A 13,342-nucleotide genomic window follows, 5' to 3' on the forward strand; every position below is an offset into this window, starting at 1 on the left:
GAGGCCCGCTCCGGCGGTGGCGACCGCGCTCAGAGCGCGCCCTTGGTCGAGGGCACGCCGGTCTCGCGCGGGTCGAGGGCCACGGCGTCGCGCAGCGCGCGGGCCAGGGCCTTGAACTGGGTCTCGACGATGTGGTGCGGCTCGCGGCCGGCCAGCACGCGCACGTGCAGGCAGAAGTGGCCGTGGAACGCGATCGACTCGAAGACGTGCTGGGTCAGGGAGCCCAGGTAGGAGACGCCGGAGCCGCCGAGCTGCACGTACTGCTGGCCCTCGGGCTCACCGGTGTGCACGCAGTAGGGGCGGCCGGAGACGTCGACCGTGGCGTGCACGAGGGCCTCGTCCAGCGGGACGGTGGCGTCACCGAAGCGGCGGATGCCCTTCTTGTCCCCCAGGGCCTCGCGCAGCGCCTGCCCGAGGCAGATCGCCGTGTCCTCGGTGGTGTGGTGGGCGTCGATCCAGGTGTCGCCCTCGCTGATGACGGTGAGGTCGATCAGCGAGTGCCGCGCGAGCGCGGTGAGCATGTGGTCGTAGAAGCCGACGCCGGTGGAGATGTCGTGCTTGCCGGTGCCGTCGAGGTTGACCTCGACGACGACCTTCGACTCGCTCGTGGTGCGCTCGACGCGGGCGGTGCGGGCGGTCATGCGTCCTCCTCGGTAGCGGGGTCCATCAGGGTGCCGGCCGGCGTCGCCAGCACGGCGGTGGTGGCGTCGCGGAACGCGGCCATCTCCTCGGGCGTGCCGATGGAGACGCGCAGCCAGCCGGCGGGGCCGACCTCGCGCACGAGCACGCCGTGGGCGAGCAGCGCCTCCCAGTGGGCGTGCCGGTCCTCGAAGCGGCCGTAGAGCACGAAGTTCGCGTCGCTGTCGGCGACCTCGAGGCCCTGGGCACGCAGCCAGGTGACGACGTCGTCGCGCTCGCGGCGCAGGTCGTCGACCTTGCCGAGCAGCTCGGGGGCGTGACGCAGCGCGGCCAGCGCGGCCGCCTGCGTCACCGACGAGAGGTGGTAGGGCAGCCGGACGACGCGGATGGCGTCCAGGATCGCCGGGTCGGCCGCCAGGTAGCCGAGACGACCGCCGGCCAGCGCGAACGCCTTGCTCATCGTGCGGGAGACCACGAGGTTGCGGTGCGTGGGCAGCAGCTCCAGGGCCGACGGGGTGCCCTCGCGGCGGAACTCGGTGTAGGCCTCGTCCACGACGAGCAGGCCGCCGTAGGCGCCGGTGGCCTTGCACAGCACCTCGATGGCCTCGGGCGGCAGGGCCGTGCCGGTGGGGTTGTTCGGGCTGGGCAGCAGGACGACGCTCGGCTGCTCGGCCTCGATCAGCTCGCGCGCGGCGTCCACGTCGAGGGAGAAGTCCTCGGCGCGGTGGCCGGTGACCCACCGGGTCAGCGTGTCCCGGGCGTACTCGGGGTACATCGAGTACGTCGGGGCGAACGAGCAGGCCGTCCGGCCGGGGCCACCGAAGGCCTGCAGCAGCTGCAGCATGACCTCGTTGGAGCCGTTGGCCGCCCATACCTGCTCGGGCGTGACCGAGAACCCGGCTGCGACGGTGTCGCGCGACAGGTAGGCCGCGAGTGCCTCGCGCAGGGCGACGTGCTCGCGGTCGGGGTAGCGGTTCAGGCTCAGCGCCGCCTCGCGGACCGACGCAGCGATGTCGTCCGCGCAGGCCTCGCTGGGCCCGTACGGGTTCTCGTTGGTGTTCAGCTGCACGGGCACGTCGAGCTGGGGAGCCCCGTAGGGCTCCAGCCCGCGCAGCTCCTCACGGATCGGCGGGAAGTCCACGGCGCGCCTCAGCCCTGGTTCTCGGAGCCGGCGTCGGCGGCGAAGCGCACGCGGACGGCCTGGGCGTGACCGGGCAGGTCCTCCGCCTCGGCCATCGTGGTCACGTGGTCGGCGACCTCGGCCAGTCCGGTGCGGTCGTAGGTGATGACGTGCACCGACTTGGTGAAGGCGCGCACCGACAGCCCCGAGGAGTGGCAGGCGCAGCCGGCGGTGGGCAGCACGTGGTTCGACCCGGCGCAGTAGTCGCCGAGGCTCACGGGCGCGTGGGCGCCGACGAAGATCGCGCCGGCGTTGCGGACGCGGGCGGCCCAGGCGTCCGCGTCGACCGTCTGGATCTCCAGGTGCTCGGCGGCGTAGGCGTCGACCACCTTCAGGCCCTGCTCGAGGTCGTCGACCAGGACGATCGCGGACTGCTTGCCGCTCAGGCTCGTGCGGATGCGCTCGACGTGCTTGGTCGCGCCGACCTGCTTGTCCAGCTCGGCCTCGACCTCGGCGGCCAGCGTCTCGCTGGGGGTCACCAGCACGGACGCCGCCAGCGGGTCGTGCTCGGCCTGGCTGATGAGGTCGGCGGCGACGAACGCCGGGTCGGCGGTCTCGTCGGCCAGGATCGCGATCTCGGTGGGGCCGGCCTCGGAGTCGATGCCGACCGAGCCCTTGACCAGGCGCTTGGCGGTGACGACCCAGATGTTGCCGGGGCCGGTGATGAGGTCGACCGGGGCGCAGGGGCCGGCGCCGTAGGCGAACATGCCGATCGCCTGGGCGCCGCCGACGGCGTAGACCTCCTCGACGCCCAGCAGGGCGCAGGCGGCCAGGATGCTGGGGTGCGGCAGCCCGCCGAACTCCTTCTGCGGGGGGCTGGCCAGGGCGATGGAGCCGACGCCGGCGACCTGGGCGGGCACCGTGTTCATCAGCACGCTGGAGATGAGCGGCGCCAGGCCACCGGGCACGTAGAGGCCCACGCGGCCCATGGGGACCTTGCGGTGGGTGACGACGGCGCCCGGGCCGAGCTCGGTGCGCGCGTCGGTCTCCAGCTCGTTGGTGCTGGTGGCGCGGAGCCGGCGGATGGACTCCTCCAGGCCGGCACGCAGGGCCGGGTCGAGCTCGTCGAGGGCGCGCTGGATCGCCTCGGCGGGCACGCGGACGTCGTCCAGGGTGACGCCGTCGAACTTGGCGCTCATCTCGAGGATCGCCTCGATCCCCCGCTCCTGGACGTCCGCCAGGATGCGATGGGTGGCCGGCACGGCTGCCTCGACGTCGAAGTCGGCGCGCGGAAGGGCGGTCCGGTAGTCGAACGGCTCCTCCGGCGCGCGACCGGTGGCGGCGCTACGCAGGTCGGTCCGGGTGATCATGGCCCCGATTCTAGGCGCCGGACCCGGTGCGCCCCGAGTCCTGGCCACCCGGTGGTACGCCCCGCGCGCCCCACCCGGACGGACGCGTCGTGACGGCTACGGTGACGGCGTGGACCCCTCGCTGCCCATGTTCCCCCTGAACACGGTCACCTTCCCCGGGCTGACGGTGCCGCTCAACGTGTTCGAGGACCGCTACCGCGCCCTCGTCCGGCACCTGCTGGAGATCGAGGACCCCGCCGAGCGGATGTTCGGGACGGTGGCGATCCGCGAGGGCTACGAGGTGGGCGACCACGGCGCCCAGTCCCTGTTCCGGGTGGGCGTGCGGCTGCGGCTGACGGAGGCCACCGAGCGACCCGACGGCACCTTCGGGATCGTGGCCGTCGGCGTCGACCGGTTCGACCTGGAACGCCTGGCCCCGCACCCCGAGGGCAAGTTCCCCCTGGGCGCCGTGCTGGCACGGCCCGAGCTGGACGGCGGACCCGACGGTGGCGTCGGCGAGGAGCTGCTCCAGCAGGCCCGCTCCACGTTCACCGCCTACCGCGTCGCCCTGGCCGAGCTCCAGGCCGACCCGTGGGAGGGCCGGCTGCCGCAGGACCCGTCGTGGCTGTCCTGGGCGCTGGCTGCCGGCGCACCGCTCCCCCTGCCGGACCGGCAGGAGCTGCTCGAGACCGACGACCCGGCGCAGCGGCTCGGCCACGTCGTCGACCTGCTGCGCGAGGAGCTGCGGGCGATGAACGTCATCCCCTCGCTGCCCGCCACCGAGGTGGCGCGCACCCGCTGGTCGCCCAACTGACGGGCCCCGCGCACCGGTGCCGCGGCGGACGCGGCAGGATCGGTGCGTGGCCAGGAAGAAGCAGGCAGCCGGCGGGACGCCCGCCACCGTCGCGCTGACCGACGCCGGCGTGGCGTTCACCACCCACCCCTACGAGCACGACCCGCGGGCCGCGTCCTACGGGCTGGAGGCCGCCGAGGCGCTCGGCCTGGACCCGGACTCGGTGTTCAAGACGCTCTTCGCCGACCTCGACGGTGAGCTCGTCGTCGGCGTGGTGCCGGTGACCGGGCAGCTGGACCTCAAGGCCCTGGCCCGCGCGCTCGGTGGCAGCAAGGCCGTGATGGCCAGGCCCGCCGACGCCGAGCGCGCGACCGGGTACGTGGTCGGTGGGATCTCGCCGGTGGGCCAGAAGAAGCGGCACCGCACCGTGGTCGACGAGACCGCCGTGCTGCACGACGTCGTCTACGTCTCGGGCGGTCGTCGGGGGTTCGACCTGGGTCTGGCCCCCGACGACCTCGTCACCGTCACCGGTGCGGTGCTGGCGGAGATCGGCCGCTAGACCGCTCCGCCGTCGTCAGTCGGTGGTGGTGATCCGCAGCCGCATGCTGAACTCGCCGTCCCCGCCGCTCACCGAGGCGCCGACGGCCTCCAGCGCGTCCAGGCCGGTCGTGCCGCTCTGCTCGGCGATGTCGGCGAACAGGTCCGAGCCGGCCATCCGGAGGAAGAAGACCGAGCCGGCGCCGTCGGCGTCCGGGACGGCGCGGCTGAACACCGGGTCGGAGGCCAGGTCGCCACCGGAGGCCACGGCGTCGCCGTAGGCGTTGCCGGTGACCAGTGCCGAGCCCGAGGGGGTCTCCTCGACGGTGATCTCGCCGGAACCCAGCGCGTAGCCGGCCAGGATGTTGAGGGTGTCCACCACGGGGGCGACGTCATCGGGCGTCCCACCCACGAGGACCGCGACGGGCAGGGCGTCCAGGGACGTGGAGGCCATCGCGCTGTTGAGGTCCAGCCCGGAGCCGAGCGCGATGCCGATGCCGTCGCCCACGGCGGCCGAGAGCTGGTCCAGCGTGAGGTTGAACGAGGACTGCAGCTCGGCGTCGATCTCGTCGGGGGTGGTGCCCAGGGAGCTCGAGAGCGCCTCCACCTGGGCCTCGATCGCGCCGTCGGCCAGGCCGGCGGCGAGCACCGCGTCGGTCTCGGCCGGCAGGGACGACACCATGTCGCCGCCGGCCGTGACGTCGGTGACGGCGGCGGCCTCGTCGGAGGCCATGCCGCCTGCCTCGACCTCCAGGGCGCCGTCCTCGAACCGCACCTGGGCCACCGCGCCCCCGAAGCCCTCCATCTGCGCGAGGCCCTCGGCGAGCTGGGCCGAGTCGCCCATCTCGTCGAGGCCGGACTGCGAGGCGATCAGGTCGCCGAGCGCGGAGCCCAGCGCCGGCGCGACGTAGGCGGAGACGATGCCGGTGTCCCCGGCCAGGCCGCTGAGCTCGGCGTAGTCGGCGTCGTCGGCCAGGCTCCCCTCGTCGAGGGCCGCGAAGGCGTCGTCGAGGCCCTCCTGGGTCTCGGTGGCGTACAGCCAGCCGTCCCGCACCTCGTACGCACCGAGGTCGTCGGGCTCCTCGCCGCCGTCGCAGGTGGCGAGCGCCTCCAGGCCGGCGTCCACGAGGCTCTCGTCGGTGACCTCCACGGCCAGGAGCGGCACGGTGTCCTCGGAGAGCTCCCCGCGCAGGACCACACCGGCACGGTCGCCCAGCCAGGGCTCCACGTCGTCGGCGTAGGAGAGCGTGTCCTCGCAGCCGGCCTCGGCGATGATCGCCTCGACGATCGCCGCCTTCGGGTCCACCTCGCCCGCGTCGCCGTCCATGCCCAGCTCGGCGGCGAGGTCGGGGAACTTCTGCAGGGTGCGGACGGCCTCGACCTTCTGGCTGCCGCTGGGGTCCAGGGTCATGCCGACGTAGACGAGGGCGTCGCCGGGCAGCGCCTCGGCCGCCTCCCCGCCGTCGGAGGTCCACCACCAGGCGGCCGCGGCACCGCCGCCGACCAGCACGAGGGCAGCCAGGCCACCGCCGATCGCGAGCCCGCGACGGGCACGGGGCTCCTTGTCGGCGGGCCGACCGGCGTCGGACTCCAGGTACTCGGGGTGCTGCCCGGCCTGCTCGGGGCTCTGCTCGGCGGGGTGGTCGGGGTGCTGCTCGGTCACGGCGGGTCCTCGGGTCGGGTGCCGGCGGGCGGGCGAGAGCCCCGCCGCGGCGCTGCGTCCCCCGGGTGGTCCGTCCGGGGGTGGCAGCAGGCTATCCGGCGTCGGGGGTTCCCTGCGGGCGTCGCCGTGAAGTCCGAGGTAACAGTCCGAACACGACCACCAGGGCGATGGCCGCGGCCAGGGGCGCGCAGGTGAGGACGGCCCAGGAGCCGATCGTCAGGTGGTCGGGCAGCCGCGTGCCGTCGTCGGCGGAGGCGGCGAGCACCTGCGGGTCGGCGGGGCCCAGCCGGGTGCCCGTCTGCCAGGCGAGCAGCCCGCAGAGGGTCGAGCCCACGAGCACCGCGACCAGCGTCAGCACCTCGTCACGTCGGGCCAGGAGCCCGGCGACGACGCCGACGAGCAGCCCGGCCGCCAGGGTGATCACGGCGTACAGCGCGGGCCCGGAGAACTGGTTGCGCAGGCCGTCGAGGTCGTAGGTGAGGTCGCTGTCGACCACGTACCAGGTGCCCTGCACGACGACGCCCTGCGTCGGGGTCCACACCGACTCCCACAGCCAGCCCAGCAGCGGGCCCAGGAGGGCGGGGACCAGCACGACCAGGCCGGCGACGGTCAGGGAGCGGCGCGCCGGACGTCGTCCGCGCGACGTCTCCCCCACCGGGGCCGGGGACGGGACCGGGGGCGGCGTGTCCGCCGCGTCCGAGGTCAGCTGGTCAGGCACCCGGGCCCCAGCAGCTGCTTGAGGTCGGCGAAGAGCGCCGGCGACGGGGTGACCCGGTGCAGGTCACCGACCCGCATCACGATCGTCTTGTCGCGCATCAGCACCCGCAGGTGGACCTCGGAGGACCCGCGGTGCGTGGAGAGGACGTCCTTGAGGTCGGCCACCACGTGCTGGTTGACCCGGGTCTGCGGCAGCTGGATCACCACCGGGCCCGACGGGCCGTCGGTGATGTCGGGGGCGCTGACCTCCTGGCCGTGGATCTCCGGCTGGTCCTTGCTCCGCGACAGCCGGCCCTTCACGGTGAGCACGGCGTCCTCCATGAGCAGCGGCGCCGCCAGCTGGTAGGAGGAGGGGAAGAGCAGGACGTCGATGGCGCCGTCCAGGTCCTCGATGGTGACCATGGCCCAGGCGTCACCGCGCTTGGTGATCTTGCGCTGCACCTGGGTGACCAGGCCGCAGACCTGGATCGGCGAGCCGTCCGAGCGCGACTCGTCCAGCAGCAGCGAGCCGATGGAGACGTCGGAGGCGTTGGCCAGCACGTGCTCGAGGCCCAGCAGCGGGTGGTCGGAGACGTAGAGGCCGAGCATGTCCCGCTCGTGGCCGAGCAGGGTCATCTTCTCCCACTCGTCGATGTCCGGGATCGCCACGGTGGTGCCGAAGTCGCCGGCCGCGTCGTCGTCCAGGCCACCGAACAGGGAGTCCTGGCCGATGGCCTCGTTGCGCTTGATGTCGACGTACTGCTCGACCGCGGTCTCGTGCACCGCGACCAGGGCCCGACGCTTGTGCTTCATGTCGTCGAACGCGCCGGCCTTGATCAGGGAGTCCATCACGCGCTTGTTGCACACGTGGGCGGGCACCTTGGAGAGGAAGTCGTTGAAGTCCTCGTAGCGGCCCTTCTCCTCGCGCCCGGCGACGATGCCGTCGACCACGTTGTGCCCGACGTTGCGGATCGCGCCGAGACCGAAGCGGATGTCGTTGCCGACCGGGGTGAAGTTGTTGGCCGACTCGTTGACGTCCGGCGGGAGCACCTGGATCTTCATCCGGCGGCACTCGTTGAGGTAGATCGCCGACTTGTCCTTGTCGTCGCCGACGCTGGTGAGCAGGGCGGCCATGTACTCGGGCGCGTAGTGCGCCTTGAGGTAGGCCGTCCAGTAGGAGACCAGACCGTAGGCGGCGGTGTGCGCCTTGTTGAACGCGTAGTCGGAGAACGGCACCAGGACGTCCCACAGGGCCTTGATGGCCGCGTCGGAGTAGCCGTTGGCCTTCATGCCGCCGGAGAACGGCACGAACTCCTTGTCGAGGATCTCCTTCTTCTTCTTGCCCATCGCGCGGCGCAGCAGGTCCGCCTGGCCCAGCGAGTAGCCCGCCAGCTTCTGCGCCACCGCCATGACCTGCTCCTGGTACACGATCAGGCCGTAGGTGGTGTCCAGGATGTCCTCGAGCGGCTCGGCCAGCTCGGGGTGGATCGGGGTGATCTCCTGCTTGCCGTTCTTGCGCAGCGCGTAGTTCGTGTGGGAGTCCACGCCCATCGGGCCCGGGCGGTACAGCGCGAGCACCGCGGAGATGTCCTCGAAGTTGTCGGGGCGCATGAGGCGCAGCAGGCCGCGCATCGGGCCGCCGTCGAGCTGGAAGACGCCCAGGGTGTCGCCGCGGCCCAGCAGCTCGTAGGCCGCCCGGTCGTCGAGCTCGAGGTCCTCCAGGACGAGGTCCTCGCCGCGGTTCGCCTTGATGTTCTTCACGGCGTCGTCGAGGATCGTCAGGTTCCTCAGGCCCAGGAAGTCCATCTTGATCAGGCCGAGGTTCTCGCAGGTCGGGTAGTCGAACTGCGTGATCATCGCGCCGTCGGCGGGCCGCTTGAGCAGCGGGATGACGTCCTCCAGCGGCTCGCTGGACATGATGACGCCGGCGGCGTGCACGCCCCACTGACGCTTCAGGCCCTCGATGCCGATGGCGGTGTCCACGACCTTCTTGACGTCGTGGTCCTGCTCGTAGATGCCCCGGAACTCGCCACCCTCGGAGTAGCGCTTGTGCTCGGGGTTGAACAGGTCCTGCAGCGGGACGTCCTTGCCCATCACCGCGGGCGGCATGGCCTTGGTGATCCGGTCGCCCATGGCGAACGGGTAGCCGAGGATGCGGCTGGAGTCCTTGACGGCCTGCTTCGCCTTGATGGTGCCGTAGGTGACGATGTAGGAGACGCGGTCGTCGCCGTACTTCTCCGTGACGTACCGGATCACCTCGGAGCGGCGACGGTCGTCGAAGTCGACGTCGAAGTCGGGCATCGAGACGCGGTCGGGATTGAGGAAGCGCTCGAAGATCAGGCCGTGGCGCAGCGGGTCCAGGTCGGTGATCTTGATGGCGTAGGCGACCATCGAGCCTGCGCCCGAGCCACGGCCCGGGCCGACGCGGATGCCGTTGTCCTTGGCCCAGTTGATGAAGTCGGCGACGACGAGGAAGTAGCCGGGGAAGCCCATCTGGATGATGACGCCCAGCTCGTACTCGGCCTGCTTGCGCACCTCGTCCGGGATGCCGCCCGGGTAGCGGTCGTGCAGGCCGCTCTCGACCTCCTTGACCAGCCACGACTCCTCGTTCTCGCCGGGCGGGCAGGGGAAGCGGGGCATGTACTTGCCGACGGCCTCGGTGAACTGCACGTCGCAGCGCTCGGCGATCAGCAGCGTGTTGTCGCAGGCCTCGGGCAGGCCGTACTTGTCGCCCCACAGCGCGCGCATCTCGGCCGCGGACTTGATGTAGTAGCCGTCGCCGTTGAACGCGAACCGCTGGCCCGGGCCGTCGCCGGCCGGGATGTCCATGGTGGAGCCGGAGTTGATGCAGAGCAGGTGCTCCTGGGAGGGAGCGTCCTCGCGGCGCACGTAGTGGGAGTCGTTGGTGGCCAGCAGGGGGATGTTCAGGTCGCGGCCGAGCTTGATCAGGTCGGCACGGACCCGGTTCTCGATGTCGAGGCCGTGGTCCATCAGCTCCAGGAAGTAGTTCTCCTTGCCGAGGATGTCCTGGAAGTCGCCGGCCGCCTGGCGCGCGGCCTCGTAGTTGCCGTAGCGCAGGTGGACCTGGATCTCGCCCGACGGGCAGCCGGTGGTGCCGATGACGCCCTTGCGGTACTGCTGGAGGATCTCGCGGTCCATGCGCGGGTGCTTGAAGTACCCGTCGCGCCAGGCGCCGGTGGACAGCCGGAACAGGTTGTGCATGCCCTCGGTCGACTCCGAGAGCAGCGTCATGTGCGTGTACGCACCGCGGTTGGAGATGTCGTCCGACCCGCCGTCGTAGAAGTTCACGCCCTTCTTCTCGAACCGGGAGATGTTCGGGGCGAAGTAGGCCTCGATGCCGATGATCGGCTTCACGCCGGCCGCGGTGGCCTTCTTGTAGAACTCGTACGCGCCGAACACGTTGCCGTGGTCGGTCATCGCGATGGCGGGCATCTCGAGCTCGGCGGCCCGGTTGGCCAGGTCGCCCAGACGGGCGGCACCGTCGAGCATCGAGTACTCGGTGTGGACGTGCAGGTGCACGAAGGAGTCGGAGGAGCCGTTCGCCATCGGAGCGGGGCGCATCCCTTCTGCGAGTTCGTCAACGGGTGCTGCGGGCAGGGTCCGGGCCACGACGGCGGCCGGGATCCCCGCGGGAGGGGGTCAGCCTACGTGACGCCAGGACCCCACCGTGGCACCCCGCACCGACAGTGCCGGTGCCCCGCGGGGTCGTGCCCTCAGCCCTCGGCCCGGGGCTCGCCGGTGACCTGCAGGGACGCCTCGAAGGGCGTGTCGGAGGCCACGGCGAGCGCCCGCGCGCGGGCACGCAGGTCGTCGCCCACGGCCCGGACGTCGGCCGCCAGCTCGGCGTGCAGCCGGGCCCAGAACGCCTCCGGCTGCTCCCCCGGCCAGGCCATCCGCACGTCCGGCTCGCGCTCCTCGTTGTCGGCGCCGTCGGTGCGCTCCAGCTCGACCAGGCCGGCCGCCGCGTAGAACGCGCGTGCCGGGGCGTTGGCGGCGAAGACCCACAGGCAGAACCCGCCGGGACGGGCGCGGAACGCCTGCGCGAGCAGGGCGGTGCCCACGCCTCGTCCCTGCGCCGCGGGGCGGACGTAGAGGTCGTCCAGCCAGCCGTCGGTGAGCCGGGCGTAGCCGAGCACCTGGGTGCCCTCGTGCGCCACCCAGACCTCGTCGGCGCGCAGCCGCGCGGCCAGCCAGCCCCGCACCTCGTGCTCGGGGTGCACGCCGTCGGGCATGGGCGCCGCCCGGCGCGCGGTGACGTGCACCTGCGCCAGAGCGACGGCGTCGGCCGGCGTACCGCGACGCAGCCGCACGGCAGGATCGCCGGCCCCGGCGCCGAGACCCACCGGGCTCACCGGCTCAGACCGAGTCGCGGACGACCTCGAGCGCCGCGGCCAGGTCGTCCGGGTACGGGCTCTCGAACTCGACGTACTCGCCGGTCGAGGGGTGCTCGAAGCCGAGCTTCACGGCGTGCAGCCACTGCCGCTCCAACCCGACGCGGCGCGCGAGCGTCGGGTCGGCGCCGTAGGTGAGGTCGCCCACGCAGGGGTGCTTGAGGGCGCTCATGTGGACGCGGATCTGGTGGGTGCGCCCGGTCTCGAGGTGGATCTGCAGCAGCGAGGCGAACCGGTGGGCCTCGAGCGTCTCGTAGTGGGTGACCGAGGGCCGCCCGTCGACGCGCACCGTGAACTTGTAGTCGAACTTCGGGTGCCGGCCCAGGGGCGCGTCGATCGTGCCCTCGAGCGGGTCGGGGTGGCCCTGCACCAGCGCGTGGTAGGTCTTGTCGACCGTGCGGTCGCGGAAGGCCTGCTTGAGCACCGAGTAGGCGTGCTCGCCCTTGGCGATGACCATGACGCCGGAGGTGCCCACGTCGAGGCGCTGGACGATGCCCTGCCGCTCGGCGGCACCGGAGGTGGCGATGCGGAAGCCGGCCGCCACCAGGTGGCCCACGACCGTCGGCCCGTTCCAGCCCGGCGACGGGTGCACGGCGACGCCGACGGGCTTGTCGATCACCACGATGGCCGGGTCGTCGTGGAGGATCGAGATCCCCTCGACCTCCTCCGGCACCACCGTCAGCGGGTCCGCCACCGACGGGATCGTGATGTCGAGCCGGGCGCCGGGCAGCAGCCGCTCGCTCTTGGAGACGGCCACGCCGTCGACCAGCACCAGGCCCTCCGCGGCCAGCTCGGCCGCCCGGGTGCGCGAGAGGCCGAACATGCGCGCGATGGCGGCGTCGACCCGCTCCCCCGCCAGCCCGTCGGGCACCAGCAGGGTGCGTTCCTCGCCCGAGACGCTCACGCGTCCTCCTCGCCGTCGACGGTGCTCTCGCCCGTGCTCTCGCCCTTGCTCTCGTCCGCGTCGGTGACGCGGCTGCCGTCCAGGGTGACACCCCGGAAGGTCAGGAGCACGATCAGGACGGCCGCGGAGGTGATGCAGATGTCGGCCACGTTGAACACGGGCCAGTGCGGCAGCTGCAGGAAGTCGACCACGTGGCCGCGCAGCGGCCCCGGCTCGCGGAAGATCCGGTCGGTCAGGTTGCCGGTGATGCCGGCGAGCAGCAGGCCGAGCGCCACGGCCCAGCCGGCGTGGCCCACGCGCCGGGCCACGACGACCACGACCACCGAGGCGACCATCGCCAGGCAGGTCAGGACGACGGTGAACTGCGTGCCCGTGCTGAACGCGGCGCCGGGGTTGAACAGCAGGTTGAGCCGCAGCAGCGAGCCCACCAGGTCACGGTCGCCGTCGGCGAGCGCCTGCGTGGCCCACTGCTTGGTCACCTGGTCGAGGCCCAAGCCGACCACGGCGACGGCGGCCAGGAGCAGCCGCAGCCGGGTGCGGGAGGGCCGGGGTGCCTCGGCGTGCGCGACGCGGTCGGGGCCGTGGTCGGGGTCGGTGCTCACGGGGACGGCGCTCAGCGCCGCTCCTCCCGCTGCTTGCAGGTCATGCAGAGGGTCGCCCGCGGGAAGGCCATGAGACGCAGCTTGCCGATCGGCTCGCCGCAGTTCTCGCAGCGGCCGTAGGTGCCCTTGGCGATGCGCTCGAGGGCACGGTCGATCTGGAGGAGCTTGTCGCGCTCGTTGTTGAGCACGCTCATCTCGTGGTCGCGCTCAAAGGTGGACGCGCCGAGGTCGGCGGGGTCCGGGCCGGCGCCGTCGCCGGAGTCACGCATGAGCCCGGAGAGCTCGGTCTCGTGCTCGGTGATGATCACGGAGGAGTGCTCACGCTGCTCGGTGAGCTCGGCGAGGACCTCCTGGAGCTCCTCGGCGGTCCAGGCGTCCTCGTTCTCCTTGACGACGAGGGCGTCGACGGGAGCGTCCTCGACGGACGGGACCGGGTTCGGGGGGGTGCTCGACATGCGCGGGTGCCTTTACGTGCCAGGACGGGTGACGGAGACGGTGCGGCGGAAGTGTAGTGAACCCGCCCGCGGGCCCACCAGCCGGTCCCCCGGTCGGGCGGGTCGCGCGGTCAGTGGAGGGTCGAGCGAGGCGAGTGGAACGACCGACGGGCGGGGCCCGGGGCGGGCCCCC

At 72.4% G+C, this 13,342-nt stretch carries 12 protein-coding genes; 2 read left to right on the top strand and 10 right to left on the bottom strand.

From position 1 onward, the window contains the following. Positions 1 to 29: 29 nt before the first annotated feature. From hisB to hisD, 3 genes are read right to left on the bottom strand one after another with little or no spacing between them, the layout of a single operon-like run. On the bottom strand, positions 30 to 641 hold the full coding sequence (hisB, locus tag M8316_RS19480) for an imidazoleglycerol-phosphate dehydratase HisB (protein WP_250057465.1): 612 nt from the start codon (positions 639 to 641) through the stop codon (positions 30 to 32). Continuing rightward, a complete protein-coding gene (locus M8316_RS19485) occupies positions 638 to 1,780 on the bottom strand; it encodes a histidinol-phosphate transaminase (RefSeq protein WP_250057467.1) in 1,143 nt (380 codons plus the stop codon). The genes hisB and M8316_RS19485 overlap by 4 nt, the downstream gene beginning before the upstream one ends. A gap of 8 nt (positions 1,781 to 1,788) precedes the next feature. Then, positions 1,789 to 3,129 (bottom strand): histidinol dehydrogenase, encoded by a 1,341-nt coding sequence (gene hisD / locus M8316_RS19490; RefSeq protein ID WP_250057468.1) that lies wholly within the window; start codon positions 3,127 to 3,129, stop codon positions 1,789 to 1,791. Between the two features lie 109 nt (positions 3,130 to 3,238). Here hisD and M8316_RS19495 point away from each other — a divergent pair, with 109 nt between their 5' ends. Beyond that, entirely contained in the window at positions 3,239 to 3,922 is a 684-nt protein-coding gene (locus tag M8316_RS19495) for an LON peptidase substrate-binding domain-containing protein (protein WP_250057470.1), read from the top strand. Between the two features lie 46 nt (positions 3,923 to 3,968). After that, positions 3,969 to 4,460: a Cys-tRNA(Pro) deacylase gene (ybaK, locus tag M8316_RS19500; RefSeq protein WP_250057472.1), complete on the top strand. Its 492-nt coding sequence runs from the start codon at positions 3,969 to 3,971 to the stop codon at positions 4,458 to 4,460. Between the two features lie 15 nt (positions 4,461 to 4,475). On the opposite strand, the gene M8316_RS19505 is transcribed toward ybaK, so the two are convergent. The 7 genes from M8316_RS19505 to M8316_RS19535 form a co-directional block, all read right to left on the bottom strand. After that, positions 4,476 to 6,101 carry a DUF3352 domain-containing protein gene (locus tag M8316_RS19505; protein WP_250057474.1) on the bottom strand — a complete coding sequence of 542 codons (1,626 nt, stop codon included), beginning with the start codon at positions 6,099 to 6,101 and terminating at the stop codon, positions 4,476 to 4,478. A gap of 91 nt (positions 6,102 to 6,192) precedes the next feature. Continuing rightward, on the bottom strand, positions 6,193 to 6,819 hold the full coding sequence (locus M8316_RS19510) for a hypothetical protein (protein ID WP_250057483.1): 627 nt from the start codon (positions 6,817 to 6,819) through the stop codon (positions 6,193 to 6,195). Further along, positions 6,804 to 10,379: a DNA polymerase III subunit alpha gene (dnaE, locus tag M8316_RS19515; protein WP_250057485.1), complete on the bottom strand. Its 3,576-nt coding sequence runs from the start codon at positions 10,377 to 10,379 to the stop codon at positions 6,804 to 6,806. The genes M8316_RS19510 and dnaE overlap by 16 nt, the downstream gene beginning before the upstream one ends. Before the next feature lie 152 nt (positions 10,380 to 10,531). Continuing rightward, positions 10,532 to 11,128: a GNAT family N-acetyltransferase gene (locus tag M8316_RS19520; protein ID WP_250057487.1), complete on the bottom strand. Its 597-nt coding sequence runs from the start codon at positions 11,126 to 11,128 to the stop codon at positions 10,532 to 10,534. A gap of 46 nt (positions 11,129 to 11,174) precedes the next feature. Further along, complete coding sequence (locus M8316_RS19525; protein WP_250057489.1) at positions 11,175 to 12,113, bottom strand: RluA family pseudouridine synthase; 939 nt, start codon at positions 12,111 to 12,113, stop codon at positions 11,175 to 11,177. Beyond that, the gene (gene lspA / locus M8316_RS19530) at positions 12,110 to 12,715 is read right to left on the bottom strand and encodes a signal peptidase II (RefSeq protein ID WP_250057491.1); all 606 of its coding nucleotides are present in this window, start codon (positions 12,713 to 12,715) and stop codon (positions 12,110 to 12,112) included. Before lspA ends, M8316_RS19525 begins: the two co-directional genes overlap by 4 nt. A gap of 11 nt (positions 12,716 to 12,726) precedes the next feature. After that, the gene (locus M8316_RS19535) at positions 12,727 to 13,170 is read right to left on the bottom strand and encodes a TraR/DksA family transcriptional regulator (protein WP_250057492.1); all 444 of its coding nucleotides are present in this window, start codon (positions 13,168 to 13,170) and stop codon (positions 12,727 to 12,729) included. Positions 13,171 to 13,342 lie beyond the last annotated feature (172 nt).

Origin of the sequence: Nocardioides bruguierae (genome assembly GCF_023554635.1) — a bacterium.
Taxonomy (GTDB): Bacteria; Actinomycetota; Actinomycetes; order Propionibacteriales; family Nocardioidaceae; genus Nocardioides; species Nocardioides bruguierae.